The organism is Deltaproteobacteria bacterium, assembly GCA_013151235.1.
Lineage (GTDB): Bacteria > CG2-30-53-67 > CG2-30-53-67 > CG2-30-53-67 > CG2-30-53-67 > JAADIO01.
The window spans coordinates 26437-53426 of sequence record JAADIO010000035.1; the positions used below are offsets into that span (position 1 = coordinate 26437).

General features: G+C 57.8%; 23 protein-coding genes and 1 pseudogene. 15 read left to right on the plus strand and 9 right to left on the minus strand.

From position 1 onward, the window contains the following. The first annotated feature begins 23 nt into the window (after positions 1-23). Complete coding sequence (locus GXP58_07045; GenBank protein NOY53365.1) at positions 24-797, plus strand: MBL fold metallo-hydrolase; 774 nt, start codon at positions 24-26, stop codon at positions 795-797. 16 nt (positions 798-813) lie between these two features. Further along, positions 814-2565 carry an alkaline phosphatase family protein gene (locus GXP58_07050; GenBank protein NOY53366.1) on the plus strand — a complete coding sequence of 584 codons (1752 nt, stop codon included), beginning with the start codon at positions 814-816 and terminating at the stop codon, positions 2563-2565. 60 nt (positions 2566-2625) lie between these two features. On the opposite strand, the pseudogene GXP58_07055 reads toward GXP58_07050, so the two are convergent. The 6 genes and pseudogenes from GXP58_07055 to GXP58_07080 all read right to left on the minus strand — a co-directional run bounded on the left by GXP58_07055 (position 2626) and on the right by GXP58_07080 (position 5893). Further along, a pseudogene (locus GXP58_07055) lies at positions 2626-2893 on the minus strand (hypothetical protein). Between the two features lie 72 nt (positions 2894-2965). Continuing rightward, the gene (locus GXP58_07060) at positions 2966-3223 is read right to left on the minus strand and encodes a hypothetical protein (GenBank protein NOY53367.1); all 258 of its coding nucleotides are present in this window, start codon (positions 3221-3223) and stop codon (positions 2966-2968) included. A 48-nt stretch (positions 3224-3271) separates the two neighbouring features. Then, positions 3272-3757, minus strand: a complete 486-nt coding sequence (locus GXP58_07065) for a hypothetical protein (protein NOY53368.1) — start codon at positions 3755-3757, stop codon at positions 3272-3274. A gap of 485 nt (positions 3758-4242) precedes the next feature. Further along, positions 4243-4647: a hypothetical protein gene (locus GXP58_07070; GenBank protein ID NOY53369.1), complete on the minus strand. Its 405-nt coding sequence runs from the start codon at positions 4645-4647 to the stop codon at positions 4243-4245. Between the two features lie 38 nt (positions 4648-4685). Then, positions 4686-5216, minus strand: a complete 531-nt coding sequence (locus GXP58_07075) for a peroxidase-related enzyme (GenBank protein NOY53370.1) — start codon at positions 5214-5216, stop codon at positions 4686-4688. An 89-nt stretch (positions 5217-5305) separates the two neighbouring features. Beyond that, positions 5306-5893 carry a TetR/AcrR family transcriptional regulator gene (locus tag GXP58_07080; protein ID NOY53371.1) on the minus strand — a complete coding sequence of 196 codons (588 nt, stop codon included), beginning with the start codon at positions 5891-5893 and terminating at the stop codon, positions 5306-5308. Positions 5894-6082: 189 nt separating this feature from the next. Here GXP58_07080 and GXP58_07085 point away from each other — a divergent pair, with 189 nt between their 5' ends. After that, on the plus strand, positions 6083-7198 hold the full coding sequence (locus GXP58_07085; GenBank protein ID NOY53372.1) for a DUF4388 domain-containing protein: 1116 nt from the start codon (positions 6083-6085) through the stop codon (positions 7196-7198). A gap of 19 nt (positions 7199-7217) precedes the next feature. On the opposite strand, the gene GXP58_07090 is transcribed toward GXP58_07085, so the two are convergent. The 3 genes from GXP58_07090 to GXP58_07100 all read right to left on the minus strand — a co-directional run bounded on the left by GXP58_07090 (position 7218) and on the right by GXP58_07100 (position 11789). Continuing rightward, positions 7218-9611: a hypothetical protein gene (locus tag GXP58_07090; GenBank protein NOY53373.1), complete on the minus strand. Its 2394-nt coding sequence runs from the start codon at positions 9609-9611 to the stop codon at positions 7218-7220. A gap of 246 nt (positions 9612-9857) precedes the next feature. Next, positions 9858-10892 carry an HD domain-containing protein gene (locus tag GXP58_07095; protein ID NOY53374.1) on the minus strand — a complete coding sequence of 345 codons (1035 nt, stop codon included), beginning with the start codon at positions 10890-10892 and terminating at the stop codon, positions 9858-9860. A gap of 108 nt (positions 10893-11000) precedes the next feature. Continuing rightward, a complete protein-coding gene (locus GXP58_07100) occupies positions 11001-11789 on the minus strand; it encodes a PEP-CTERM sorting domain-containing protein (GenBank protein ID NOY53375.1) in 789 nt (262 codons plus the stop codon). Between the two features lie 386 nt (positions 11790-12175). Between GXP58_07100 and GXP58_07105 the strand changes: the two genes are divergently transcribed. The 12 genes from GXP58_07105 (at position 12176) to GXP58_07160 (ending at position 26960) form a co-directional block, all read left to right on the plus strand. After that, positions 12176-12853: a response regulator transcription factor gene (locus GXP58_07105; protein NOY53376.1), complete on the plus strand. Its 678-nt coding sequence runs from the start codon at positions 12176-12178 to the stop codon at positions 12851-12853. Continuing rightward, a complete protein-coding gene (locus GXP58_07110) occupies positions 12831-14261 on the plus strand; it encodes a HAMP domain-containing histidine kinase (GenBank protein ID NOY53377.1) in 1431 nt (476 codons plus the stop codon). The genes GXP58_07105 and GXP58_07110 overlap by 23 nt, the downstream gene beginning before the upstream one ends. 85 nt (positions 14262-14346) lie before the next feature. Next, on the plus strand, positions 14347-16002 hold the full coding sequence (locus GXP58_07115) for a phospholipid carrier-dependent glycosyltransferase (GenBank protein NOY53378.1): 1656 nt from the start codon (positions 14347-14349) through the stop codon (positions 16000-16002). Between the two features lie 40 nt (positions 16003-16042). Further along, the gene (locus tag GXP58_07120; protein NOY53379.1) at positions 16043-17431 is read left to right on the plus strand and encodes a TolC family protein; all 1389 of its coding nucleotides are present in this window, start codon (positions 16043-16045) and stop codon (positions 17429-17431) included. Further along, positions 17428-17595, plus strand: coding sequence for an efflux RND transporter permease subunit (locus GXP58_07125; GenBank protein ID NOY53380.1), 168 nt, complete (start codon positions 17428-17430; stop codon positions 17593-17595). The genes GXP58_07120 and GXP58_07125 overlap by 4 nt, the downstream gene beginning before the upstream one ends. Before the next feature lie 52 nt (positions 17596-17647). Further along, positions 17648-18754: an efflux RND transporter periplasmic adaptor subunit gene (locus GXP58_07130; protein NOY53381.1), complete on the plus strand. Its 1107-nt coding sequence runs from the start codon at positions 17648-17650 to the stop codon at positions 18752-18754. A gap of 36 nt (positions 18755-18790) precedes the next feature. Continuing rightward, positions 18791-21865 carry an efflux RND transporter permease subunit gene (locus tag GXP58_07135; protein NOY53382.1) on the plus strand — a complete coding sequence of 1025 codons (3075 nt, stop codon included), beginning with the start codon at positions 18791-18793 and terminating at the stop codon, positions 21863-21865. A 713-nt stretch (positions 21866-22578) separates the two neighbouring features. Continuing rightward, positions 22579-22998, plus strand: a complete 420-nt coding sequence (locus GXP58_07140; protein ID NOY53383.1) for a response regulator — start codon at positions 22579-22581, stop codon at positions 22996-22998. 70 nt (positions 22999-23068) lie between these two features. Next, on the plus strand, positions 23069-24055 hold the full coding sequence (locus GXP58_07145; protein ID NOY53384.1) for a MoxR family ATPase: 987 nt from the start codon (positions 23069-23071) through the stop codon (positions 24053-24055). Between the two features lie 49 nt (positions 24056-24104). Then, positions 24105-24992 carry a DUF58 domain-containing protein gene (locus GXP58_07150; protein NOY53385.1) on the plus strand — a complete coding sequence of 296 codons (888 nt, stop codon included), beginning with the start codon at positions 24105-24107 and terminating at the stop codon, positions 24990-24992. Continuing rightward, positions 24989-25981: a hypothetical protein gene (locus GXP58_07155; GenBank protein ID NOY53386.1), complete on the plus strand. Its 993-nt coding sequence runs from the start codon at positions 24989-24991 to the stop codon at positions 25979-25981. The genes GXP58_07150 and GXP58_07155 overlap by 4 nt, the downstream gene beginning before the upstream one ends. Further along, positions 25968-26960 (plus strand): VWA domain-containing protein, encoded by a 993-nt coding sequence (locus GXP58_07160; GenBank protein ID NOY53387.1) that lies wholly within the window; start codon positions 25968-25970, stop codon positions 26958-26960. The genes GXP58_07155 and GXP58_07160 overlap by 14 nt, the downstream gene beginning before the upstream one ends. The last annotated feature ends 30 nt before the right edge of the window (positions 26961-26990 follow it).

Consider the following 26990-nt stretch of genomic DNA (forward strand, 5'->3'; position numbering starts at 1 on the left):
GGGAGTCATCCGGTACCATGACAATCAAGGTTCTTTTCCTGGGAACCGGGACATCCTCCGGCGTTCCCGCAATCCTCTGTTCCTGTCCGGTCTGTCGGTCTGCGAACCCGAAGAACAAACGGCTCCGTTCCTCCATCCTCATCAGTATCGGAGAGAAAAACATCCTGGTCGATACGGCAACGGACCTGCGGGAGCAGGCGCTGCGTTACCGGATCCCGAGGATCGATGCCATTCTTTTTACGCACCCCCACGCCGACCATGTTCACGGCATCGACGAGATCCGCATCTACAGTTTCCACAGCGGAGAACCGATTTCCTGCTACGGGAATGAAGAGACGATCAAAACCATTCACCGGCAATTCCCCTACATTTTCGTACCCGAGGAAGAACGGCAAAGTTTTATCCCCCGCATCAACACTCATATCATTCATGGTGCTTTTGAACTCTTCGGTCAGGAGATTATTCCGATCCCGATCCGGCACGGCAGTCAAACCATCCTGGGGTATCGGGTCGGGCCCTTCGCATACCTGAGCGACTGCAACGGAATCCCCAGGGAAAGCATCGAACTCCTGAAGGGCCTGGATCTCCTTATCCTCGACGCCCTGCGGCATCGGCCTCATCCGACCCATTTTTGTCTACAGGAGTCGGTGGAGACAGCCCAACGCATCGATCCCGAACGGACGCTGTTTACCCACATGGCACACCAGCTCGAACACGAGGAGTCCAACCGGTCTCTTCCCGGCAACATGGCGCTCGCCTTTGACGGGCAGGTCGTGGAATTTAACACGGCGCCCTAACCGAGTTCTCCTGCAGATGAGAAAAAAAACCGCCAGAAAACAGCCGTCCATCCCCAAAGAAAAAACACTGAAGGTCATCCGTTCCTCCATCGCAAACAGGAAGAAGGAATGGCAGGGGAAGGAACGAGGAGATGGTTTCGTCATCATCCAGATCGACGGGCTCCCCCATCCGATCCTGATGCAGGCCTTGTCCGAAGGCTACATGCCCTTTGTACAAGGGCTCCTTGCATCGGGAGATTTTAATGTCAGTCGTTACCGTTGCGGAATCCCCGGCAACACCCCGGCCTCGCAGAGCGGGATCATGTACGGTGAAAATTTCGGGATCCCGGCCTTCCGATGGCTCGACAAACAGAACGACAGCCTTGTAAGTTTCAAGAACCCCCTCTCGGCACAAACCGTGGAACAGAGCATTTCCCAGGGAAAACGGGGGATCCTGGAGAACGGGAGCAGTTACATCAATCTCCTCTCGGGAGGCGCCAAACGCTCCGTACTAACCTTGAGCACCTTTCTGACGCAGGACATGCAGAAACGGATCTCCGGACTCGCCATTTTCTTCCTTTTCTTTTTCAACATCATTCCCGTCTTCCGCTCCCTTCTTTCTTCCGTACTGGAACTGTTTCGGGAACTCTATGAATACCTGGAGATCCGCCTGAAGGGAGGCGTACAAAAAAGTGAAGGATTCTTCCCGATGGTCCGGATCTTCTCTAATGTCCTGTTTTTTGAAGTCGCCACCGTTGGGGCACTCATCGACATCAATCAGGGAAGACCCTCCATCTGGCTGACCTACAACGGATACGACGAGGCCGCACACCAGCGTGGGCCGGAAACCAAATATGCGCTCAAAACCCTTCGCGTGATTGATCGGGGGATTCGGAAAATCGTTCGCCAGATCCGGAAAAAACGTCGGGGAATGCACTACGATGTTTACATTCTCTCCGATCATGGACAACACCCCTCCATTCCCTTCCGCTACGAGTTCGGGGAAACCCTGGAAAACTTCATCTACTCCAAGGTCAAGGAAGGACGAATTGCCCAGTACGATTCCGGCGGGGATGTCAAGGATTACCTCATGCTCGCCCTGAGTTCCACTCTTTACAACTTTGCAGATCAGAACCTTTTTTTCATGCGGAGAATCTTCAAACGGATCGCAAAATACATCGAGCGGAACATCCTTCCGGAAGAAACCCGAAAGATCACCGGGAACATCTCCATCGTTAACTCCAGCCCCATGTCCAATCTCTATTTTAATATCGACCGTGGACGAGTCGATTTGGAACAGATTGAACGGGTCTATCCCGGTCTGGTGGGAGCCCTCGTCCGCCACAAGGGGATCGGCCTCATCCTCGCCCGGTCGGACGGTGATCCGATGATCCTCTCCCGGGCAGGTCGGGTCTTCTACCATCACGGCAAAAAACGGATTGACGGAGACGATCCCCTGAGCGGATTCGAGGATGCGGAATTAATCGAAGCGGAAATCCTTCAGCAATTCTCCATGCCGAACGCCGGAGACCTCGTCCTCTACGGCGCCTTCAAGGAAGGGCGGATCATCAACTTCGAAGAACAGATGGGCGGTCACGGGGGAATCGGCGGGATGCAGAACACCCCCTTCATCCTCTATCCCAGCCGGATCAAGTACGCCTTCCACTCCATCCGGAATTCCAGGGAGCTCTATCCGGTCTTTTCAAAATACCTCGGGAAACCATCCCCCCTGACCCCCTCCCCACCCGATCAAGGCCACGCTCTGATGGAAGGGGCAGACCAAGAGTGAGACCCCAAGAAGCAATCGGATGGGCACTCTGAAACGTTTGAGATTCAATTAGAAATGAAATCAGGCAACCACTTTCCGGGGAAGGATCATACGCCGGAACCGACCGCCGATTCGGCGAATCAGATGCAGGGCAAGCCGGCGGTGCAGGTTCCAACGCTCCATGGCGAGTGCAATGCAAAAGCCCCCCCAGAAAGAGAAAGATGTTCTCGTTGGCGTAGGGTCGCGCAATGGCGACGCTGTTCATGATCCCCAGGAGCGGAAACAACAACAGCGGCGCCAGCGCCGTGACCGGAATGGGGATTGCCTCGGTCATCCAGCAACAGACCATCAGAACCGCCTACAGAGACTTCCCGGCTTCTCTAAGAATCCCCAATAAATGGATGGACGGTGCCCCTGAGACTTAAAGCGCTTCCTTGCGGCGTTGACGTTCGCGCAGATCATCCTTGGTCCATACATAGGGAAGATCAATCACCGTTCCCGCAGGAAGTTTTTCGGCCGCATAGCGCAAACAGTCGAGCAAGATATTTTCGTGTGTAATGGAATCTCCCACATCGCCGAGGGTCAGGCCGAAGGGATGACGAAGATAGAGGGCCAGGGAGGGCTTCACCTGCAGGGTGATCTCCCGCACCAGGGAGATCGAGACCGTGCACAGGCCCATCCGGTCGAGAACTCTCTGAATCAGTCCCACGGACTGGCTACAGACCGGTCAGGAGGGCACCAGGATCACGAGATCGACTCCGTCATCGAGAAGCGCGCCGCCAACCAAAGGCACCCGTTCCGCGATCAGTTTTTCCGGAAAAGGAACATACCCCATGAAAGAGAAATGTCTCGGAGCCGCCTCACGGATCGCCCCTTCGATCCGCAGCTGTTTCAACAGTCCCAAGGGGAAAACGCAGTCCAGGTCTTTCAATGCGCGCTTCGTGTCGTAGCCGGGATGGGCTAAAGCGATCTCTTCCGGATCGATATCGTTCGGGATAACCCGAAAGCTGTCATCTCCCAGCTTATTGCGGGTGGAAAACGGCCCCTGACGATTGCGCAAATAGGCTCCTGATGTGGTGACCAGTGCAACCCGGCATTGATCAACCGGTTTTCCAACGGGATGGTGATCGGTCGGCCGGCTGAAGTACATCCATTCAAAATCAGGCAGGATACGGCTTCGGATATAGTCTCTTTCAACCTCTGCGAAGTTCAAACTCACTGACTCCTTTTCCTTTCGTCGCGACCGAGAGCCTCTCCGGAAGGCTTAGTGGCCCTATTCGTAAATACGGTGGCCTGTCTGCGTGCGGCCCGCCCGCACAGGCAGGCCTCGTCTTCGTTGCGCTCCCTACACCGTACCACAGGGGGTACGCTTCAGTCGCGTGCCTTGATGAGACCGTCCTGCGACCCTCTCGGTGCGTCACAGTATTTGCGAACAGGACCTCTTGGGATCATCAGATTGTTGTTCCCGGAGGGCTGTGATTTGTGAGTGCAATGAAACTCCAAAGGGCACGATGAAACAGAGGACCACTTGAATGAAACTTCTTTTTGTAAGGGCTTCTCCAAATAGAAGATCAGTGTGATTAATCAGCACGAGCATGATCCCCACGATCAAAGAAACACGCGTTGCCCGAAGAAATATTTTTATGGATGTTTCCCTTTGTGTTCTCAAAAATCGTTCTCTACCTCGGAAATTGTCCCCTATTCTTTTCTGTTCTTCAACCAATGGAACAGACCCTTGCTTCCCTGAACCGGAGCTATGGTAGGCGGCTTTTCCCTCGGGTCATCAAGCTTCATTTCCCACCATGCCTTCGGGCTTCTGGTGCCGCAGGAAGCACACTGATAGGGGTCGTAGATTTTGATCCAACTCGGCTGATCCGGTATATGTACATAGACCCAGCCCGCGCCCCGCTTGCGGTTTTTGACATCCTCAATTCTTGCCGCCAGAAAGGTTGAAGCCTCCCCTGCCTCGGCTACAAAGAGTGTCTCCATCCCTTTCTCCGGGGAGTGGATATACCAGGGGCCTCGGGTTTGGATTCTCGTAACCAGTTCGTCTGCCCGTTCCCATGTGAGAAGCCCGGTTAGCGGTTTGGAGTGATTGGACATGGTTGCGGTCTCCTTCCTATCATCCGGTCAGGTAAAGATTAAAAATCGATGTCCACCTGCAAGGCATCCAGAAATCTATTAAAAGAGGTGAAGAGTTCCATGACACCAAGGGCCTCAATGATTTCCGCATCGCTGACGCCGGTCTTGCGAAGGGCATCAAATTCGTCCCCCGTGATCTTCAACGGTTCCCGGCTCGCCTTCCGTGCAAAGCGGATCAAGGCCTGTTCTTGGGCATTAAAATCAGCCTTGTCGATCTGTTCCGTGATGTTTTGGATCTCTTCCTCCGAAACGCCGATCGATTTCAGCGCACCCGTATGGGCCGCGACACAATAGGCACAGCTGTTGTCCTTGGAGACGAGAACGGCGATGGTCTGCTTGACCTTCTGGTTCAGATCTCCCTGCACCATCACCGCCTTGACCTTGTTCCAGTTGGCTTCCAAAAGGGGGGGATAGTGGGCGTAGGTCCTGAACAGATTGGGCACCATACCAAACTCTGCTTCAACTTCCTTGAATATTTCCTGGACTTGACTGGAAAGGTTTTGCGCTTCCGGCGGCTGAATCCTAGACATGATGAACACCTCCTATAATACAGGTTAACAAAATAACCGCCCAAATTATAAACCGAACGTCCGGTATAATAATGTGCAAAAAAAAGAGATTATTCCTTCAAACCAATCAATACCTCAAGGGATTTCAAACAGTTTTGGAACAATCTTTCATCCTTTTCAAGTCTAGCCATCATGATGCAGCCTTCCAGCGTTGAAACCACATGACGGGCTAGCAGGTGGGCGGAAAGATCGTTCCGTACTTCGCCTGAAACCTGTGCGTTTTTGATAACGTCCTGAAGTTTTTCTACCCATTCTTCAAAGATCCCTCTGATAAAGTTTGCGAAGAAAGGCTCCTTGTCACTCATTTCCAGGGCGGTATTTCCGAAGATACACCCTCCCACGAAACCATTGCTTTTATGCTTTTTGAATACACATTGAAAGAAACGGCGGAGTGATGCACCCGGTGTTGTACCGGAGAGGGAGCGGTTGAGAAACTCCAGGAATTCTTCCCTGGCCTTTTTCAGGATGGCAAGAGCCAGGGCATCTTTCCCTTCAAAATGAAAATAGAGACTCCCTTTTTTCAGCCCCGTGGCCGCAACCAGATCATTGATGCTGGTGGCTCCAAATCCCTTCTGATGAAAAAGACGGGTCGCCTCGGAAAGTATTTTTTCCCGCGTCACCCCCCCTTTGGTTTGCATCTCGCCTCCCACACCAAAAACCGACCGTTTGGTCTATATTAGTCTCCCGAAAAACATTTGTCAAGTGGATTCTGTTGCCAAGCTTCCTTCTCCTGTGATATTTTAGAATAAATAACCAGGGTATTCAAGAACCGGGAGAAGCCCCCTTCCCCGGTCCAAAACCGAAAACATTTCCGGGAACACCATTCCATGATCAAAGAAATAAAACTGCGGGGGAATCTCTCCGAAATCTCCGTTGCCCAGGTCTTTCACGCCCTCTCCATCTCCGGGACCACAGGGATTTTCCAATGGTCCTTCGGCCTGGTCGAAAAGAAGGTATATATCCACCAAGGGCGGATCGTCTTCGCTACCTCCAACCGGCTCAGCGAACGCCTCGGCGAATCCCTCTTCCGGCAGGGACGGATTCGGGCCGTCGATTTTATCCAGGCCTCCAGCCGGATCACGGAAACGAAACGGCTCGGGCAGATCCTGATCGAGATGGGGGTCCTGAACAAGGAAGAGATCAAGGAAGGGATCATTGCACAGGTGCGGGAGATCATCGACAGTCTCTTCAACGAGTCCCAGGGGGAATATACATTTCTGGAACAGGAAAAACTGCCGAAGGAGGTAATCACCCTCGACATCAATACACAGGAATTGATCGTCAGGGGGGTCCAACGGATTACCGACTGGGATCTGATTTTGCAGACCCTGACCGGCATCGATGCCATCCTTGAGCCGTCGGCCAATGCGGAGCAAAAACGGATCGACGTTCCACTCTCGGAAGATGAGCAGAAGATCCTCCAACTTGTGGATCGAGAAAAAAGTGTCGCGGAGATCTGTGCCGCTGTAGATGGTAACGACTTTGAGACCTGCCGGACCCTGATGGCCTTTCTCTGTGCCAACCTGATTCGGAAGATCTCCGATACCGAGATCGCCGTGGTCGAGGAAAAGAAAACAAGCCGTTTCTTTGAAAAAACCGTCCACTGCTACAACCGTCTCTTCTCTTATACCTACCGTTATCTCGGCGAAAAGGTCGGAAAACTAGGCGACAAGAATCTCTCCCACTATCTGGAGGAAATCAAGGGCGACTATCCGGTCCTCTTCAAAGGAATTTTTCTGATGCCCGACGGAACCCTGGCGACGGAGGTCCTGAAAGAAAACTTTGGCCAGTTGGAAGAAAGGGGAAGGAATGAAAGACTCCTCGCCGGCCTGAAGGCCCTTCTGGCGGCGGAACTTTCAGCCACACGGGAGTCCCTCGGTGCGACGGAGGAGACCTTCGTCATCTCCCGGCTGAAAGAAATCATGGAAGGGATGAAAAAATAGATCGTCCGATCACTCCGGATCAGCATTTCCCGGAAGAGATCAACACCTCCGAAATCTCCCGTACTCGTTCCATCTTCGTTTCCACTTGGCGAACCAGAGCGGCAGAATCGCTCCAACCTTTCTCCAAGAATGACAAAGGAACGTCGAGGGACGTTCCAACCTCTTCCGGCAAACCGATAAGACAGAGCATCCCCCTAAGATCATTGAAAAAACGCTTTGTCGAAAAGAGGACATCATACAATCCGGCATGCACCGGGTCCTTCTCTTTCAGGAGCAAAAGCGTTCGGATCGGAGATGTTTCATAAATCTCAAATCGGGCCTTCAACAGACAGATCACCAGAGAAATATCAAAGATCCCGCCCTTGCCCTGCTTGAGGTCACACTCCCCCGCCAGGGTATCTGCATAGTCATGCCGTTCCTGCAATTCCCGGACAAGATCGCGGACCAGCCGTTCCTTGTCCCGGAAAACCCTTCCCGCAATGATCTCCTCTTCAAAGCGCCGGTGCAACACCGAATCTCCGAAGACCCGTCGGGCCCCCAACAATTCGGTCCTTTCAATATAGTCCTCGGGTTCACGCCGATCGAGATAGGCCGCAAGCGCATTGAAGGGGATCACAAAAGTTCCGATCTTTTCCGCAATCCGATGATGAGGGAAATTCCCGACACGGGTCAGTTCCCGGTGCATCCGGTGAACGGCGCCCTGCAGGGACGCCGGGTCCAGACGGTCGGGATCACAGAGAACGAACATGTCGTAATCATTGTCAAGAGCACGTCCCTCGGCATTGCCCCCCGTTGCATAGATCGCGAAACCGGAACGCCCGGTAATTCCCGCCTCCCGGCAGGCAAACCGCACCAGGTACCGGACATATCGATCCATATAGCCGGCGCGGGCAAAACGCTTCGTCCGAACGGCATGCAGGGCATAGCTCAAAAACGACAGGTCATGACAGTCATGAAGGGTTTCATAGCAATCGGGAAAGACAACGGTCCCGGCAAGGGAGGCATAGATTCTTCCCGCAGTCCGACGAAAACGCCCGGGATCGGGAATTCCTTCCGAGGGGAGAACATCCCGTTTGACAAGACGGAGGATCTTTCTTTCGATTCGTCGCCTGCAAAAGACCTGAATGAATTCAATATACTTTTTGAACTCCTCTTTAAAAAGGCCGGAAACCTCCCGGATCCGCCTGGAATAGCGGAAATAGCTTCGGAGCAGGACCGTCGAGGGGTGAACCCCTTCCGGTTCCCCGTACCCCATCAGGAGGGCCACACGGTCCAGAGCCGCCCGGCAATGTGCATCGGTATAAAAGACCCCCTCCTCCTGAGCATAGATCAGATGCAGAAGAAAACGGAGGAGTTCCATAAAGGCCAGAGACTCTTCCAGGGAGGCATACTCCTCCTGCATGGCAGGGTCCATCCGCTGCAAGCTCTTGAAGACCTTCCAGAAATGTCCCCCCACGATACCAAGGTTTGCCCGCCGGGCGGCAATCAGGATTTTGGCCAGCCGGAGACCGTCCACCTTGGGGACGATCTCCCCGCTGCGGGTCCGGTGGGCGGCCAGAGAGCGGATCTCTTCCACCACCCCCCGAATGAATCCTTCATAGTAACGGTTATCCAGGCCGGCCCGGTAAGTATACCTCCGCACCACCCGCTCCTGAAACTCCTCGAAGAGAGAAATACTTCCCGCAATCGGCACGGCCCCGAAGAGCTGGGTAATCACAACCAGGTTCGTCCGTTCCACATCCATGAGTTCTTCATAGACATCGATACAGGCGGAAAACCACTTGGAGCCGGAGTGTTCCGACAGATAGAAATGCATCTGCGTCGCCCGGCGGTACATCTCCCGGTTGAGCTTCCCCACCAGGCGGTTCAGCGCGGCCAGGTCACCGCCTGCACGGTGAATAATCCCGACATCAATATCATCCTGGTCCCGCCGGGCACCCACGTGACAGATCACAAACTCGGGAAGGTTCTCCTCCCCTTCCGAAAGGATATCAAGAAACGACCGGATCAGAGCGGAATAGAGGAGGGAGAACTTCGCTTCCGCTCGCAGCAATACCTCCTTGTAGGAAGCCGTCCGGTTCGTCACGCGGGGACGATCTTTTTCCAGCAATGCGAGACAGTCAAGGTTCAGGAAAATTAACTGGAGTGCGTAATAACAACCGAGAAGATCTAAAGCTTCCTCACGGCTCCGGGCAAGATGACGGATCAGCTCCATTTCCTCCACGCAGAAGGGAGAAATCCTGTCGAGGCGAACCAGGGAGAGAACCCGTCCTTTTTCCATTCGGTCAAGCAGTTGGGGGAGGAACCTTGAAATGATGTGAAGATTTTTCCGGTAATGATTTCCCAGAAGCGAAGCTTTCCCGATCCGTTCCGTAAGGCGGGCCTCAATCCGGCAGCGTTCACGTTCCGGCATAATCCCCTCTCCCGGGAGAAAAGATGTGTTTCAGGTCCGGTGAAAACTTAGTAGTCCTGTTCGTAAATACTGTGACGCACCGAGAGGATTGCAGGATGGCCTCATCAGGGCGTGTAACAAAGGCATACCCCTGTGGTACTGCAGAGAGCACAACGTAGAGGAAGAAGCCGTCCTGCGGCACTCAAATGCCTGCCTGTGCGGGCGGGCCGCACGCAGACAGGCCACCGTATTTACGAATAGGGCCCCTTAGAAGAGGGTCGGAGGGTCCTCCGCCCGGGCCTTCTCTTCTTCCACCGGTTTCTCCAGCGAGAGCGGTGGAGATTTCTCCGATTCCCGTTTCCGGTCAAACCCCTTGAAAACATACTGACCAAGAAGGGAATGATACTTGCTCCATCGTTCCGGGGAAGGATCGGCCATGAGCTGACGGAAGACTTGCACCTTGGCATCAAGATCGTCCAACATGTGGAGTACGAGGGCCTCCAGGGTCATCGGTTTAACCGGTGAACCGAACTCCTCCCGACCGTGATGGGAGAGCAGAAGATGTTTTAAAAGGAGCGCCTTCTCTTCCGGAAAGGAGGGCAGAGACCGGATCACTTCGGAGATCCACTCGAGTTCGATGGAAATATGCCCGAGGAGCCGCCCTCGATCCGAATAATCGAAGCCGCGAAGATAGGTAAGCTCTTCCACCTTCCCCAGGTCATGCAGAAGGATGCCGGTCCGGAGGAGATCCCGGTCCAGCTCGGGATAATGGGGGGCCACCCGTTCCCCTAATCCAAAGAGGGAGAGCGTATGTTCGAGAAGACCGCCCAAGTAGGCATGATGCATCGCCTTGGCGGCAGGCGCCCGGCGCATCTTGTCTGCAAGGGAGGGGTCCTCGAAGATAGACTGCAGGAGTTTCCGGTAGTCGGGATCCGCCACCGTCTCCCGTGCCGCCGTCAACGCCGTCCACATTTCCTCCGGGTCCCGGGCGGAAGAAGGAAGAAAATCAGCAGGATCAATCGTTGCATCCTCCACACGGACGAGGGACTGCAGGCTCATCTGGAGTTTTCCGTTATACTCCGTAACCTGCCCCGCCACCTGAAGAAAGTCCCCTTTCGAAAATTCCTGCGCCACCCGGTCGGCCTTCTCCCAAACCTTGGCATCGATCTCGCCGGAACGGTCACCTAATTTCACCGTTAAAAATGGTTTGCCTGCCCGCGTCGTGGCCAAACTCTTTGCCCGTACCAGATAGATTCCGCTGACCTTTTGTCCCTCCGCCAGTTCTGCAATCCTGCATCCCATTTCGCTCCCCTTCCATGGAAAAGATTCGGTGGCATCCCGCCTTCGTCGGTTTCCGGCATGCTACTATATCTTTTTCCATGGGGAAGTTCAAGCAGAAGACAGAATCATTCATCTATGTTGTCGGGACCGGCGGGGAATCCCGAAGATCCCGACGAGACCTATCCCCAGGAGGAAGAGACTGGCCGGTTCCGGAACGGCACTTATTTGATGTATCTCCGCAGGGGAGAGACAGTAATCATAAATTTCAAGATCGTCAAGCATCCCCGAGAAGTACCAGGGATTGTTTCCCCCTTCCATGCGGGTCATCCCCATGATCATCGGGGAACCGGTCCTGCTGTAGTTGAAGACATACCCCTGGCTGCCGACCGGCACCCCATCGATGTAGAGGTACATGTTCCCGAACTGAAAGGCCGTTGTCAAATGGTGCCATTGACCGTCATTGACGGCAAAGGGAGACTCTATGACGGCCACTTTCGTACCTGCACGAGGGCTCTCGTCCAGGGCCACATGAGCCTTGCCGTCGACCATCCTGACGGAGAAACCATGATTGGTCCCGTACCAGGCATCAGGATCGGAGCTGAAGATCGTCCCGATCGAGGTCTGAGTGGTCTGAAACCAGGTAGCGAAGGTAAAGACCGCCGGCTGCAGGACATCATCGAAATGGACATAGTCGTCGACACCATCGAAGGAAAGAGCACCCGCCGGGTTGCCAAAACGGTCGGCAACAAAGGTCCCCCCCATCACCGTCCCGTCATAACCATTTCCCGTGGCATCCATGGCGTTTCCATCAAAGGGAAAGTAAGCCACCGGTCCATCAATCGGTGCAGCACCCACGGGCTGCCAGGCAAAGAGAATGCAGGGCATCAGGAGAAGGATAGAGAGGATCTTTTTCATCATCGGCTCCTTTCATAAAGAATGATTGAGAAAAGAGGGATTCGCTCCACGGTTCCGGAACCGGAAATCAGATTCCTTCCAATCCGTTCAAAAGCACAATACATGCCAACTTCTCCAGCAACCAGAAACCCGGAAGAAGGCCTTGTGAATCAAAGAGAAAGCCCGGAGTACCGGCACGACCGAACGGGGAAGAACCCTCGTGTCGGATCAATATTCTGACAACCGTCAGATGTTCAACAAAAAAAGAAGAACCTTCCCCGGCCAGGAAAAACCGGAACAGTGCTGCATCTGTTTCCGGCAAAATCGGGGGAAGCCCCGGAAAAAATTGGAGGTTGACGTGGAGGAGGTCCGACTGTATCCTGCCTCAAGGAAGGAGACATACACTGTTAATGCGTATCCTGCTGATCGAAGATGACGCAAAAACGGCAGAGTTTATCCTGAAGGGATTGCGTCAGGAAAATTATGCTGTCGATCATACAACAAACGGAGAGGACGGGCTCCACCAGGCCTGCACCACTCCCTACGATGCAGCGGTTGTTGACGTCATGCTTCCGAAGCTGGACGGATTGGAAGTCATCCGGAAGATGCGCAACCGGGGGGTACAAACCCCGGTGATCATTCTCAGCGCCCGAAGTACAGTGCATGACCGTGTTTGCGGTCTGCAGGCAGGAGGAGATGACTACCTTGTCAAGCCCTTTGCCTTTTCGGAATTAACAGCCCGGATCCAGGCGCTTCTTCGCCGATCCGCACCCGTCAATACTCCGATGACCCTGAGCGTCGGAGACCTCACAATGGACCTGGTACGTCGCAAGATCTTCCGCGGGGGAGTTTCCATCGAACTTCAGCCAAAGGAGATGGCCCTGCTCGAATACCTGATGCGGAACACGGGAAGGGTGATCTCCAAAACCATGATCATGGAGCATGTCTGGGATTACAATTTCGATCCCCAGACGAATGTCGTGGAATCCCGGATCTGCCGCCTGCGCGACAAGATAGACCGTCCGTTCAGGGAAAAGCTGATCCACACCATCCGGGGTATCGGATATGTCCTCGAGAAAAAAACATAGACCCTTCCGGACCGTAACCTTCCGCCTCACCTTGGGATACGCGCTTCTTTTCAGCATCCTATCCGTAGCCGCCTTCGGCTGGGCATACATGGCGATCATATCCGGGTTCAACGACCAGTTAGACCGCAACCTGAAGGGTGATACCGTAGAGTTCGAAACCCTCTACATGGAAAAGGGACTCGGCGCCCTGCAGAAGGAGTTCGACCGGGAATCGGAATCGGACGGCAGGAACCGCGTATTCATGGAGCTGATCTCCGGGGACGGGAGGATACTGGCCGCATCGGACCTCGAGGCCTGGGGTTCCCTCCCTCCACGGCCCACCGCGGTGAAGGATAAACAGGAGCGGATCCGGTTCCGCACACTCACGCTTCCGGACCGGGAAGATCCCGTCCGCACCGTATGCAAGGAGATCCCGGGCGGCAAGATCCTCCGCATAGGGAGGACCCGCGAAGAAAACGAAATCCTCGTGCGCAAGCTGAGGGAGATATTCGGAACCACATTGACCGTACTGATCCTCCTCGGCGGACTGGGCGGCGGTGTGGCAGCGAGGCGTGCCATGGCAGGGGTGTCACGGGTCACGGAAACAGCCCTCAGGATCGGCCGGGGCCATCTATCCCGCAGGGTCCCGCCGGGCAACGAAGGAGAGGAGATCGAGGCCCTGGCCAGCGCCTTCAATGCCATGCTGGAACGTATCGACTCCCTCGTCTCAGGCCTGGAAGAGGTCATACACAACATCGCCCACGATCTGAGGAGCCCGCTGACGAGAATCCGCGGCATCGCCGAGACGACCCTGACCGGCCCGGATGACCCGGCAGCATACCGGGAGATGGCCGGAACGGTCGTGGAAGAGTGTGACCGCCTGGTCGGTCTTATCCAGACCCTGCTGGAGATAGCCGAAAACGATGCCGGCGCTGCGGAGATCCCCATGGCCGGGGTCGACATGGCCGGCCTGCTGAAGGATGCCGTCGAACTTTTCGAGGCGCCGGCCGAAGACAGGCGGATAGGGCTGGAAGCAAATATCTCCGGCGAACCGGTGCTTATCGACGGCGACCCGCGCCGTCTCCAGCGGGCCGTGGCAAACCTGCTCGACAACGCCATAAAGTACACCTCCCCGGGGGGGAGGATCAACGTATCGGCCCGCCGGGAGGATGGATCGGTCAGGATCGACATAACCGACACCGGAATCGGGATAGACCCGGACAAGCAATCCCGCATATTCGACCGTTTCTACCGCATCGCCCCGGCCCGCACCACTCCCGGGAACGGGCTCGGCCTGAGCCTCGCGCGATCCGTTATCAGGAGACACCACGGGGAGATCTCCGTCACCAGCACACCCGGAATGGGAAGCACCTTCACCATCCGGCTCCCCGCACGGAAGGATCATCCTGAAAATCATGATCCAGTATGACCGGATTGTCATGTTGGGGTCACGGCGGGAGCAAAGAAGACTGTTATGATACGGCCTTGATGAATAATCCGGAGGGAAAGAGCCTGTGAAACGCGCGGTCCCGGTCGCCCTGTCGGCCTTAATCATGTTTTACATCCTGCCCCTGGGAATCCGTCCCCTCATGATTCCTGATGAAACACGCTACGCGGAGATCCCCCGGGAAATGCTGCAAACCGGGGACTGGGTGGTCCCCCGCCTTGACGGTCTCCGTTATTTCGAGAAACCGGTCCTGGGATACTGGATCGAAGCGGGAGCACAGTCGCTCTTCGGGCAGAACCGGTTCGCCGCCCGTTTTCCTTCGGCCCTCTCCGCCCTCCTGACCGCCTGGATGCTTTTCATCCTTGTCCGCAGGTTCGGCGGGGGAAGGTTGCCGGGAATCACGGCATTCTTCATCTGCCTGACCAGCCTGGAGGTCTTCCTGTTGGGAACCTTCAATGTCCTGGACGGTCTTTTCAGCCTCTTCCTTACGGCGGCCATGGTCTTATTTTTCTTCGCCCACAGAGAAACCGGCCCATGGAAGAAAGGCCGCCTTCTCGCCCTCTCCGGCGCATCCTGCGGGCTGGCCTTCCTGACCAAGGGCTTCCTGGCATTCGCCATCCCGGTCGCGGCTGTCGTTCCATACATGATCATGGAACGCAGGACGAAAGAGCTGCTCCGGGTTTTCCTGATTCCCGCCGTTTCTGCCCTGCTGGTCGCACTCCCCTGGTCCCTGGCCGTCTTCCGCAGGGCGCCCGATTTCTGGAGGCACTTCTTCTGGGTGGAACACATAAGGCGATTCTTTTCCGGCGACCCGCAACATCCCCAGCCGTTCTGGTTCTTCGTGCCCGTACTCCTGGCGGGAGCGCTCCCGTGGTCCTTGCTTTTCCCGGCCGCCTTCCGCGGACTGAAGGGAAGACGCCCCATGGATCCGCTCACCCGGTTCGCCCTGTGCTGGCTCCTGTTCCCCTTCATTCTCCTCTCCGCCTCGCACGGCAAACTGATCACCTACATCCTCCCCTGCTATCCGCCCCTCGCCGTACTGTTAGCGTCCGGACTGCACGCATATCCCGCAAAGGAAGAAAAAAAAGCATTCACCGCGGCGGCACCGGCCGCGGCAGGCCTTGCAGCACTCCTTGCAGCGTTCCCGGTCTTCATCCGGTGGACCCGGCTTCCCGGAGTGCCGGGTTACGGACCCGGGGAGGCCATGAAATGGGCGGCCGCATCCCTTCTTCTACTGGGCGCAGCCCTCTTCTTTCTCTTTTCGGCGCGATCAGGGCAGCGGGAGAACCGGCCGGCGCTTTACACTATCGCCGCCTGTCTCATGCTGGCTTCCATATATTTTTCGGTCCCGGACCGGATCCTGCAGGCCAGGTCTCCGGGGCCTTTCCTGCTGAGTCACAAGAAGGAGGCAACGGGCAGGACCATCCTGGTCTCGGAGGGAGGGCTCGCACCGGCCCTTTGCTGGTACTACAAAAGGAACGATGTCCTCATCCTCGAAGACGAGGCGGGTGAGCTGAAGTACGGTCTTGGTTACCCCGATGCCGAAGACCATGGAATAAGCCTCGGGCGGCTCGCCGAACTCGTGCGCGAAACCTCCGGGACGGGCCGCCGGGTCGTCCTGGTCGGCAGGACCCGTCTGTACGAATCCTGGAGGAAGGTCCTTCCCGAACCGGTCAGTGAAGAGAAAGATGTGACGGGGACATTCATCATCGCCGGGTTCTGACCCATGACGGGCGGGGCCCTTTCCGGAAAGATGTGAAATCATGAACTGCCTGCTGAAGAACATTGCGCCTGTCCTGCTCATCCTCTCCGGCTGCGCCCTCTACCACCCGCTGCCGCTGACCCCGGCGAGTGTATCGGCTGCGCTGGCCCCGCCGGAGATGGGCAAGGTCCGCATCCTGGCAAAGAGACTGAAACACCCGATCCTGAAACCGATTGCTTTCGATGAACGGGACGGGCTCTCACCAGACGAGGCCGCCGTCCTCGCCGTGATCGCCAACCCGGGCCTTCGCGCTGTCCGGGACGAACGGGGTATCGCCGCGGCACAGCTCATCCAGGCCGGGATCCTGCCCAACCCCGTCCTTTCCCTCAGCATGGAGCACCCGACAGGCGGTCTGACGGCGGGAACCACGGACGCCTACGGCTCGCAGCTCGACTGGGAGATCACGTCGCTCATCACCTACGCCTCCAGGAAGAAGGCCGCCGCGGCGAAGGCGAAGGCCGTCGATCTTTCCGTGGCGTGGCGGGAATGGCAGGTCGCCCAGGCGGCCAGGCTTCACTGCCTGAGGCTCCACTGGACCGGGAAGAAGATCTCCCTGCTTGAAGCATCACGCAAAGATCTTCTCAGGACCGTGAAAACGGTTGAGACGGCGGTGGCAATAGGGGCAAAGACCGGGGTGGACCTCGCCGCGGCGAAGGCCGAGCTGAACGGGACCAAAACCCGCCTGGCGCGGATGGAGGGGGAACGTGAGAAGGAGCGACTCGCCCTGAACCGGGCCGCGGGATTCCCGCCGGGGCGGGTCCTCCCCATCGAGGACGTATCGCCCTCCACCGTATGGCTGGAGAAGTACGGGACAGCGCAGCCACGCCCGGAGCGGAGCCGTCTTGACCTGATCGCGCTGAGGATGGGATACGAAAGCCGGGAGGCGGAGTTGAGGGCGGCGGTACTCTCCCAGTTCCCGAAGATCGGAATCGGCCTGATCCACGCCCGGGACACGGGGGACGTGATCACCACCGGCCCGGCCGTCACCTTCGAGTTCCCCCTCTTCGACCGGAACCGGGGACGGATCGCGCTGGAGCAGGCCACGCGGAAGAAACTCTTCGACGAATATACGGCCCGGGTCTTTGAGGCCCGCTCCGAGATCGCCGGGATCATGAAGATGGCGAAGAACCTGCGGACCATGATCGAACTGGGAAGAGAGGCCATACGGGTCCAGAGGCACCTTGTCAGGACCTACGGAGCAGCGCTCAACCAGGGGAACGCCGATATCCTCAGTTACTACGGGGCCGCAAACAGGCTCAGGGAAAAGGAGTTGGAACTGGCGGACCTGCAGGAGAAGATGACCGATCTCGGTGTCGCCCTCGAATCTGCATTGGGCAGGCCTGTTCCCCTCTTCAGGAAACACCGTCCCGCACAGGGGGTGAAACCATGAGAACGCTTCTTGCCGGGTACGGCCGGGCAGGATTTTCCCCCGAGGAGGCACTGATCCAGGCGGGGAAGAACCGTATGCGCCCCATCGCCAGGACCACCGCAGCGGCGATCCTGGCGCTGATGCCCCTATTTCAGACCTTACGGTACAGATGTTCCTGGTCCTGATGGTTCTCCCGGTACCGGTCCGGGTTCTCATGGAGGGAAAGAAAAGAGGAGAATGAAATTGAAGAAGAAGATCTCGGTCCTTCCGGCCGTCGCCGCGATGATCCTCCTCGCCACCGCCGCCGTGACGGGGTACAGATGCAACAGCCGCCTCTCTCCCGGCGGAAACGCCCCTCCCCACCGGAGGGCCGGACCGGGCCGGATCCGGACGGTCACCCCCGGACGGAGGAGTTTCACCGTCCGGATCCCGTGGTTCGGAAAGGTGGAGAGCAAGACCGCCGTTTCCATCATCGCACCGGAGAGGGGACGGATCGTTTCCGTGGATGCCCCCGATGAATCAACCGTAATGAAGGGAACGGTCCTGTTCACTCTCGGCGGACCGCGGATCCGGGCGCGTTCCGCGACCCTGCGGGCAAGGATCGCCTCCCTCCGCAGGCAGGCCGCCCTGGCGGGAGAGATCGTGACCCTGAAACGGGAGGCGGTCGCCGGGAAGATGGCCCGCAGGGAAGAGCTCCTCTCCGCGGAGGAATCCCTCGCACGCATCAGATCAAGGCTGAAGGCAGCCGAAGAAGAACGGGCCGCCCTGCGGCGGATGATCCGGATCCGGGCGCCCCGGGAGGGGGTGATGACAAGGCGCCGCGTCAACCCCGGCCAGGAGGTAGGGAAGGGAGCGGTCCTGGCCGAACTGGTCCCGGCGGGATCCCTGAGGATCGCGGCCACCCTGTTTCCACCCGGGAATGTCGCTCTCACCGGGCTTTCCGCCGTTGCGGAGCCCGCATCCGGCGGGTCCGTCTCCGTGACCGTCACGAAGGTATTGCCGCAACGCACGAAGGAAGGCGCCTCCACGGTCTGGCTGGAAGGCCCGGATGTTGACGGGCACTTCGCCCCGGGGGAGTCCGTGTCGGGTCATCTGATCCTTGCCCGGCATGAAAAGGCCCTCGCCATCCCCCGCCCTGCCGTCGTCTACGACGACAGGGAACGGCCCTTCGTCTTCGTGAAGAGACCGGATGGATATCACCGGCAGCCGGTGAAGACGGGTGAGACAGAAGGCGGCTGGGTGGAGATCAAAGAGGGGGTCGGGGAGAAGGACCGGGTGGTCGTGGAGGGGGCCTATGAACTCTTCTACCGTGACTTCAACCGTATCTACAAGGTCGAGGACTGACGGATTCGGGATGAGTCCGTCCGTGAGGTGCAACCGATGCGGAGTTTCCTGCGTTTCATAATCAGAAATCCCATGGCCGTGATCCTGGCGGCCGCCGCCATGAGTCTCGGCGGCATCTACTCGGCCCGGCACATGCCGGTCGATCTCTTCCCCGACCTCAACATCCCCGTCGTCAACATCATCACCCACGATCCCGGGGCGGCGCCGGAAGAGATGGAACGGCTCGTCTCCCGGCCGATCGAGGACGCGGTCCGGTCCATCGTAGGCGTGAAACGTGTGGCCTCCATCTCCGTGCAGGGGATCTCCCGGGTCACCGTGGAATTCACGCGGGGAACCACGGTCCGCGATGCCCGGCAGCTGATCCAGGCCCGGCTGGGACGGGTCGGCGCAGCCCTCCCGGCGGGTGTCATCCCGCGGCTCGAAAGCATCGGCACCACCCTCCAGGAGGTCTGCGGTTACATCCTCTACGGGGCCGGCGACCCGGTCACCCTGCGAAGTATCGTCCGCCACGAACTGTCGAGCAGGATCATGGAAGTGGACGGGGTCTCCTCGGTGGAGGTCCTCGGAGGGGACCGGCGGGCCTTCGATGTGGAGATCGAACCCGGGACGCTGATCCGTCTCCGTATCGGCATCGACGATATCCTCGCCCTCCTGAAAAGATCGAACCGGTCGGTGATCGCCGGGTATATCGACCGGTCCGGCCGGGAATACTTGATCCGCGGCGACGCGCGCATCCGGACACTCGGCGATATCCGCTCCCTCCCGGTCCCGCTTCCGGGGGGACGATCCGTGCGGCTGGGGTCGATCGCGAAGATCCGGGAAGGCCGCGTGCCGAGACACTACACGGTCCACGGAGACGGTGTCCCGGCAGTTGCAATGATCGTGCGCAAACAGCCGGGGGCAAGCACGGTCCGGGTGGCGGAGGGTGTTGAAAGAACGATCCGTGCCCTGGCTCATCTCCTGCCGCCGGGGACCCGGGTGAAGAAGTTCTACGATCAATCGGAGATCATCCGGGAGTCGCAGGGGGAGATCCTGCGGGATCTCCTGATCGGGGCCGGGCTGGTCATCCTGGTCCTCTACCTCTTCCTCGGATCGTTCCGGCCGACCTGGATCGTGGCACTGACCATCCCCGTCACCTTTCTTGCCACCCTCGCCGTCCTCGGCGCGGCGGGGGAAGGACTCAACATGATCACCATGACGGCGCTGGCGCTCGCCGTCGGCATGATCGTGGACGATGCCATCGTCGTGATGGAGAGCATCTGCCGGCACGGCAGCCTGACATCCTCGGCACGGGATGCGAGTATCGAGGGAACGCTTCAGATCGCGGGTCCCGACGCCTCGGGGACACTGACCACCGTGGCGGCGTTCCTGCCGATGGTGATCGTCACCGGGATCACGGCGCTTTTCCTCCGGCCCTTCGGAATCACGGTCAGCGCCGCCCTCCTCGTCTCCCTCGCTCTATCCCTGACCCTGGTGCCGGTTCTTGCCGGCCGCAGCCCCTCGACCGTCTTCCGGCGGAACGGCTTTCCCGGCGCCCGGCTGATCGCCCGGCTCGACGGGATGCTCCAGACCGTCCTGAGGTTCTCCTTCCGGCACAGAGTGACGGTCCCGGCCCTTGCCGTTCTTTCTCTCGCCATCGCAGGGCTTCTCGCCTGCCACAGCAAGGTCTCCCTTCTGCCGCCCGTCGACGAGGGGGCCATCCTCGCGGAATACACCATGCCGCCGGGCACGTCCCTTTCCGAAAGCAACCGGATCGGGGGAATCGCCGAACGGATCGCCCTGGCGGACCCGGACGTCTCGTCCGTCTACCGGAGGACGGGTTCCCCCGGCATCGGCTACCAGATCGAAGGGGTCAACCGCGGGGAGCTGCTGATCAAGCTGAAGCCGAAATCCGCACGGACCCGGCGGGTCACGGAGATCATCCGTTCCCTGAAGGGCTCCTATTCGAAACTGCGGGGAGCCGTCTTCATCTACCACCAGCCGACGCAGGAGAAGATCGACGAAAGCTTTTCAGGACTACCGGCGCTCTTCGGTGTCACGGTCTACGGGGACGACATGGAGACCCTGACCGGACTGGCCGGACGGGTGGAAGAGATCCTCGCCGGAGAACCGGGGATCTCGAATGTCGTAAACAACACGAAGATCAAGGTCCCGGAGATCCATGTCCGGATCGAACCCCGCCGTCTCGAACAGTACGGAGTCAGCACCGGTCCTCTGCTGGACACGATCCGGGCCGCCCGCTTCGGCATAGAGGGAACACGGATCATCCGGCAGAAGGAGGTGGTCTCCGTAAGGGTCCGGATCAGGACGCACGGTCCGCTGGATCTCCGGAAACTCCGGGATCTGCCGGTCGGAACCGCCGGCGGCGGCTGGGTCCCGCTGAAACGACTCGCGGAGATCACCATCGACCACGCCCCGGCCGCCGTCACACGACTGAACGGCCGCCGGGAGATCACCCTCGTCGCCGAGGTGGAGGGGAACATCCCCGCTGCGGTCCGGCGGCTGCGCAAACGGTTCCGCTCCATCCCCCTGCCGGAAGGGTACAGCATCGGCTTCACGGGACAGTACCGGGTACTCATGAAAACGATGCACGACATCATCCTGGCGCTTGTCACGGCGGTTCTCCTTATCTACCTCATCATGGTCATGCAGTTCAAGTCATGGCTCCAGCCGCTGATCATCCTTGCGGCCGTTCCCCTGTCGCTGGCCGGCGCGCTGGCCGCGGTCTTTCTCACGGGACACGCAATCGACCTGTCCGTCGGCATGGGGGCCCTCACGCTGGCAGGGATAGCCGTCAACAACGGCATTCTCCTGATCGACACCGCCAACCGGGAAGCGGCCTCGGGCAAGGATATGGCCGGGGCCATCATCGCTGCCGCCTCCGTGCGTCTCCGGCCGATCCTCCTGACGAGCCTGACCACCATCGCCGCGCTGCTCCCCTCCGCGGCCGGTCTCTCCGCCGGTTCCAGAATCTTTCAACCCTTCGCGGTCTCGGTGATCGGCGGGCTGATCACCGCCACATTCGGCACACTCGTCGTGATCCCCACGCTGGCACTTTCCCGAAAACTCGTTCCGGATGCCCCGACGAAAAATCATCAGGTTGCAGATTGACAAATCTGATGTTCTTTGTTATATTTCATTGCAGTAGCGAGCGGAAAAAATGGCTGTGACACAGGGACACAACAAAACGTTTCGCAAGGCACTGACGTGGGTCTGCATTTTCTTTCTTATTCAGACCCTGCCTGCTCTCCTTGGAATGTCTTTTCCGGGAGAAATGGGTGTAGGTGCGGTTTCTGCAGCCGTCTTCGGCGAGAGAAGATCAGCACCGGAATCCTTACTTTCCTCTTCCCGACTTTCGGACTCGGCACAAGATTTTTCGGCCTTTACGCTCTTGCAGTTTCCTCTTCTGCATGATCAGGCCGCCAGACCGTCGGCTCTTTCGGGAGACGCAGAGATTCCCTTTCCCTCAAGGGACCCGGATAATCTGGATGATCTTCCGACCTCTGCCAGAACACATCGGGCTTTCCGGACTTTCCCCGGGGAAAAGACAAGCGCCCTTCCGACGTTGTTTTGTATATCCGCCCGTTCCAATGCAATCTTTCTTTTTAATCAGGCCTTTCGAATTTAAAATCTCCCTGCCGGATCCATATCTTCCATTTTCCCTCTTCCTGTACCGGCCGTCAGGCCCTTTTCCGGCAAAGACGGTTGAGGACCAAGTGGACGCAACCGGGGTTGAGTAACCTTTTCTGAAAAGAACCGATCCCTGTCGGCAAGTCAAACAGGAAGCGCTTTACAGATCCGAACAACAACGGGAGGAATATAAAATGAATCGACGCATAATGGTCGTGGATGACGATCCCGGCATCCTGCTGAGTACAACTTTTTTCCTCAAGCAGGCCGGATTTGAAGTATCTCAGGCCGCCAACGGACGGGAGGCACTCCGGAAACTTCTCGGAGCACAGCGGAGAAGAATTCCTTATGATCTTCTGATCACGGATAACCAGATGCCGGAGATGTCCGGTCGCGAACTGTTTCAGGAAATCCGACTCTACACCCGCTCACTGCCCGTCTTCGTGGTTTCCGGCCTGTGGGATGCGGGCTTTGCAAGAGAACTGGAAGCAGACGGCCGCGCCGCCTTTTTCCTGAAACCCGTCGATCTGGAAGAATTCGTTACAGGGGTGAAATTTCACATGGAAGGGTCCGGGCGAACCTGGAAGGATCTTTCATCACGACTGGTTTCATGAAATTCGGAATGCCGAATGAGTAGAGGACAAAAATTTTTCGACATCACCCACTGAAAAGGAGAACAACACCGTGGACGCAAAAGCACAGGAAGCCAACGCACGGCTGGAAGAGAAAACCCTGCTGGTCAAACGACTTGAAGGAGAAATCTCGAAGGTCCTCGTGGGCCAGCGTGACCTGCTGGACCGGCTCCTGATCGGGCTGCTGGCCGACGGGCATATCCTCGTGGAAGGGGTCCCCGGCCTGGCGAAGACCACCGCAGTCAAGACCCTGGCAGCGGCCATCCGGACGACCTTCCAGCGAATCCAGTTCACACCGGACCTCCTCCCGGCCGACCTGATCGGCACCCGGATCTACCTGCCGAAAACAGGCGAGTTCACCACCAAGAAAGGGCCTCTTTTCGCAAACATCATCCTGGCCGACGAGATCAACAGAGCGCCGGCAAAGGTGCAAAGCGCCCTTTTGGAGGCAATGCAGGAGCGGCAGGTCACCATCGGCGAAGAGACCTTTGCACTCCCCCGCCCCTTTCTGGTCATGGCCACACAGAATCCGATTGAACAGGAAGGAACCTATCCCCTGCCCGAAGCTCAGGTCGACCGGTTCATGTTGAAAATCACCATCACCTACCCCGGCCGGGAAGAGGAACGGGAGATTGTGAAACGCTTTGCCGGTCGGCCGGAATATACCGTCCAGCCCGTCCTAACCCCCGAGGAGATTCTCGACCTGAAGGAGGCCACCACGAAGATTTACCTCGATGAACGGCTCTCCGACTACATCGTCGACCTCGTCCAGGCAACGAGGAACCCCGGGGATCATGGTCTCCCCCTCGGTTCCATGATTCAGTACGGGGCCTCCCCCCGTGCCTCGATCTACCTGAACCTCGCCGCCCGTGCTCACGCCTTCCTCCGGGGACGGGGGTATGCAACACCCGAGGACATCAAGTCCGTCGCTCACGACGTGCTCCGCCACAGGGTCATCCTCTCCTACGAGGCCGAGGCGGAAGAGATGACCCCGGATGAAGTAATTCAGCAAATTCTGGACAAAGTTGAAGTCCCTTAAGAACCGTTACTCCTTCTCTTCTGAACAGCCGGCAGTCAGGGAGGTTGCGATGTCTCTCGATGCGGAAACCATCCGGAAGATCCGGAAGATTCACATCATCACCAATTACCTTGTCAATGACATTATGACAGGAGAATACCATTCCGCCTTCAAGGGATTAGGGATGGAGTTTGCCGAGGTCCGGGAATACCAGCCGGGAGACGACATTCGAACCATTGACTGGAACGTGACGGCCCGGACGGGCCGCCCCTTCGTCAAATCCTTCCAGGAGGAACGGGAACTGACGGTCATGCTCTTAGTGGACATCTCCGCCTCAGGTTCCTTCGGAACCTTCCGGACGAAGAATGAAGTCGCCGCCGAGATCGCCGCAACGCTCTCCTTTTCGGCCATCAAGAACCAGGACAAGGTGGGTCTTCTCCTCTTTACCGACCGCGTGGAGAAATACATCCCCCCTCGGAAGGGACGGAGCCATGTCTGGCGCGTCATTGAAGAAGTCCTCGAGTACCGCCCGGAGTACCGGGGAACCGATCTTTCGGCGCCCCTGGAATATATCAACCGGGTCCTGAACCGTAAGACAATCTGCTTCCTCCTCTCAGACTTTCTCGCCGCCGGTTTTGAACGCCCCCTCCGGGTCGCCTGCCGACGGCACGATATGATTGCCGTCACCCTGACCGACCCGCGGGAAACGGTCCTCCCCGCCGTGGGTTACCTGAAACTGCTGGACGCAGAAACGGGTGAGATCCTCATCGTGAACACCCGGGATCCCGAAACAAGGCGGACCTACACCGACCGGTGGCGGGCAGCGCGGGAAAAAACGGTGAAGATCTTTCGTTCCCTCGGGATCGACCACATCGAGATCCGCACCGACCGTCCCTATGTAGAAGATATCATGCGATTCTTCCGTCTCCGGGAAAAACGGAGGACAAGGATAAAATGAAGAACCTGCTGTCGGACATTCCGATTCGGCGGCTCTTCCTGCTGCTGGTTCTCCTGCTAATAACAACAGCAGCCGGATCGCCGGCGGAAACCGATGCTCCCCGGACTCCTTCCGCCCCGGTCACGCTAAAAGCCCGCCTCTCTCCCGAAGAGGCGACCATCGGCGACCGGATTGCTTATTCCCTGACCCTCACCCGCGCGCACAAGGTTCTGATGGAATTGCCGGAGCCTCCCCGTTCCATAGACGGGGTCACTCTCCTCAAGGTCGAGAAAAAGGCGCCGAAGAAGGAGGGGGACCGGATCGTCGAAAGCAGAAGTTACCTCTACCGCGTTGACCGGACGGGGACGATCGTATTCCCTGCACTGAAAGGAACCTGTCTTTCCGACGGCAAGGAAATCACCGTGGCAACCCGGGCGCTGACCCTGACGGTCCGCTCCCTGCTGCCGGCAAAGATGAAGGACATCCACGAGATCAAGCCGCTTGAACCGGCGGGGTTCTATCTTCCCATCCCTTTTCTCATCGCAGCAGGCCTTCTCCTCCTCGCCCTCCTCGTTGTCGTCTTCCTGAGGCAGCGGCGAAAGAAACGGGCCGATCTTCCCTTCGTCGAAGCGGTCCGCTCTCCCCGAGAAGAGGCGGAAGAGGCGTTGAACAAACTGGCAGCTTCAGGCCTGATCGAGAAGGGGGAATTTAAAAAATACTGTTTCCGCCTCTCAGAGATCTTTCGGCGATACCTGGAACGAAGGTTCCGATTTCCCGCCGTGGAGTCAACCTCCGAGGAGATCCGGCACAACCTGAACACCCTCCCTGCGGAAGAGAAGTTAAAAGAAGAGGTGCGTCTTTTTCTCCGCAACACAGACCGGGTAAAATACGCCGGCCATCAGGCGGAGCGGGAAGAGATCGACGGGGAAACGGAACGGGTCCGAACCTTTGTGGCCCTCACATCGCAGGAAGGGACTTCGGAGAAGGAGGCAGAGCATGTGGCGTTTTGACGATCCCTGGAATCTGATTCTCCTCCTGATCATCCCCATCCGGATCTTTTTCCATCAGCGACGGCAGAGGGGAGCACTCCTTTTCTCCGGTCTGCAGACCGCCAAATCTCTCCCCCGGACGGGGACGGTTTCCGCCTCATGGGGGCCTTTGCTGCTGCGATCGGCTGCTCTGCTTTTTCTGATCGTCGCCCTCGCCCGGCCCCAGTCGGGTCGAACCACCACGGAGGTCCTGACCAAGGGGATCGACATCATGCTCACCCTCGACACCTCGGGGAGCATGAAGGCCCTCGATTTCGAAATTAAAGGAAAACGGATCAACCGTCTCGCCGTGGTCAAAAAGGTCGTGGCAAAATTCATCAAAGGAAGAGAACATGACCGGATGGGAATGGTGGTCTTTGCCGGGAATGCCTACACCCAGTGTCCTCTGACCCTCGACCGGGGCGTTCTTCTGACCCTCCTCGACCGCGTCGAGATCGGACCGGCCGGGGACGGGACGGCCATCGGATCCGCCCTGGCCACGGCGGTCAAACGACTCAAGGACTCAAAGGCAAAATCGAAGGTGGTGATCCTCCTCACCGACGGCCGGAACAACACCGGAAAGATCGATCCCGAGACGGCAGCCGAACTGGCCAAAAACTACAACATCAAGGTCTACTGCATCGGCGCGGGCACGAAAGGCCCGGCCCCTTTCCTGGTCGATTCCTTCTTCGGGAAACGCTATGTCTATCAGAATGTGGACATCGACGAGAAAACCCTGAAAATGATCGCCGCAACCACAGGGGGCCGGTACTTCCGGGCCACCGATACCAAGGGACTTGAGGCAATCTACAAAAAGATCGACAGTATGGAGAAAACGAAGGTGAAGGTCAAGGAATACAGCGAATATACGGAGGAGTTCGCCTGGTTCCTGATCCCGGGACTTTTCTTTCTGGGACTCGAGGTCGTACTGGAAAACACATTTTGGAGGAAGATCCCCTGATCTTTTTCCCGCTTCCATCTTTCGATGGGA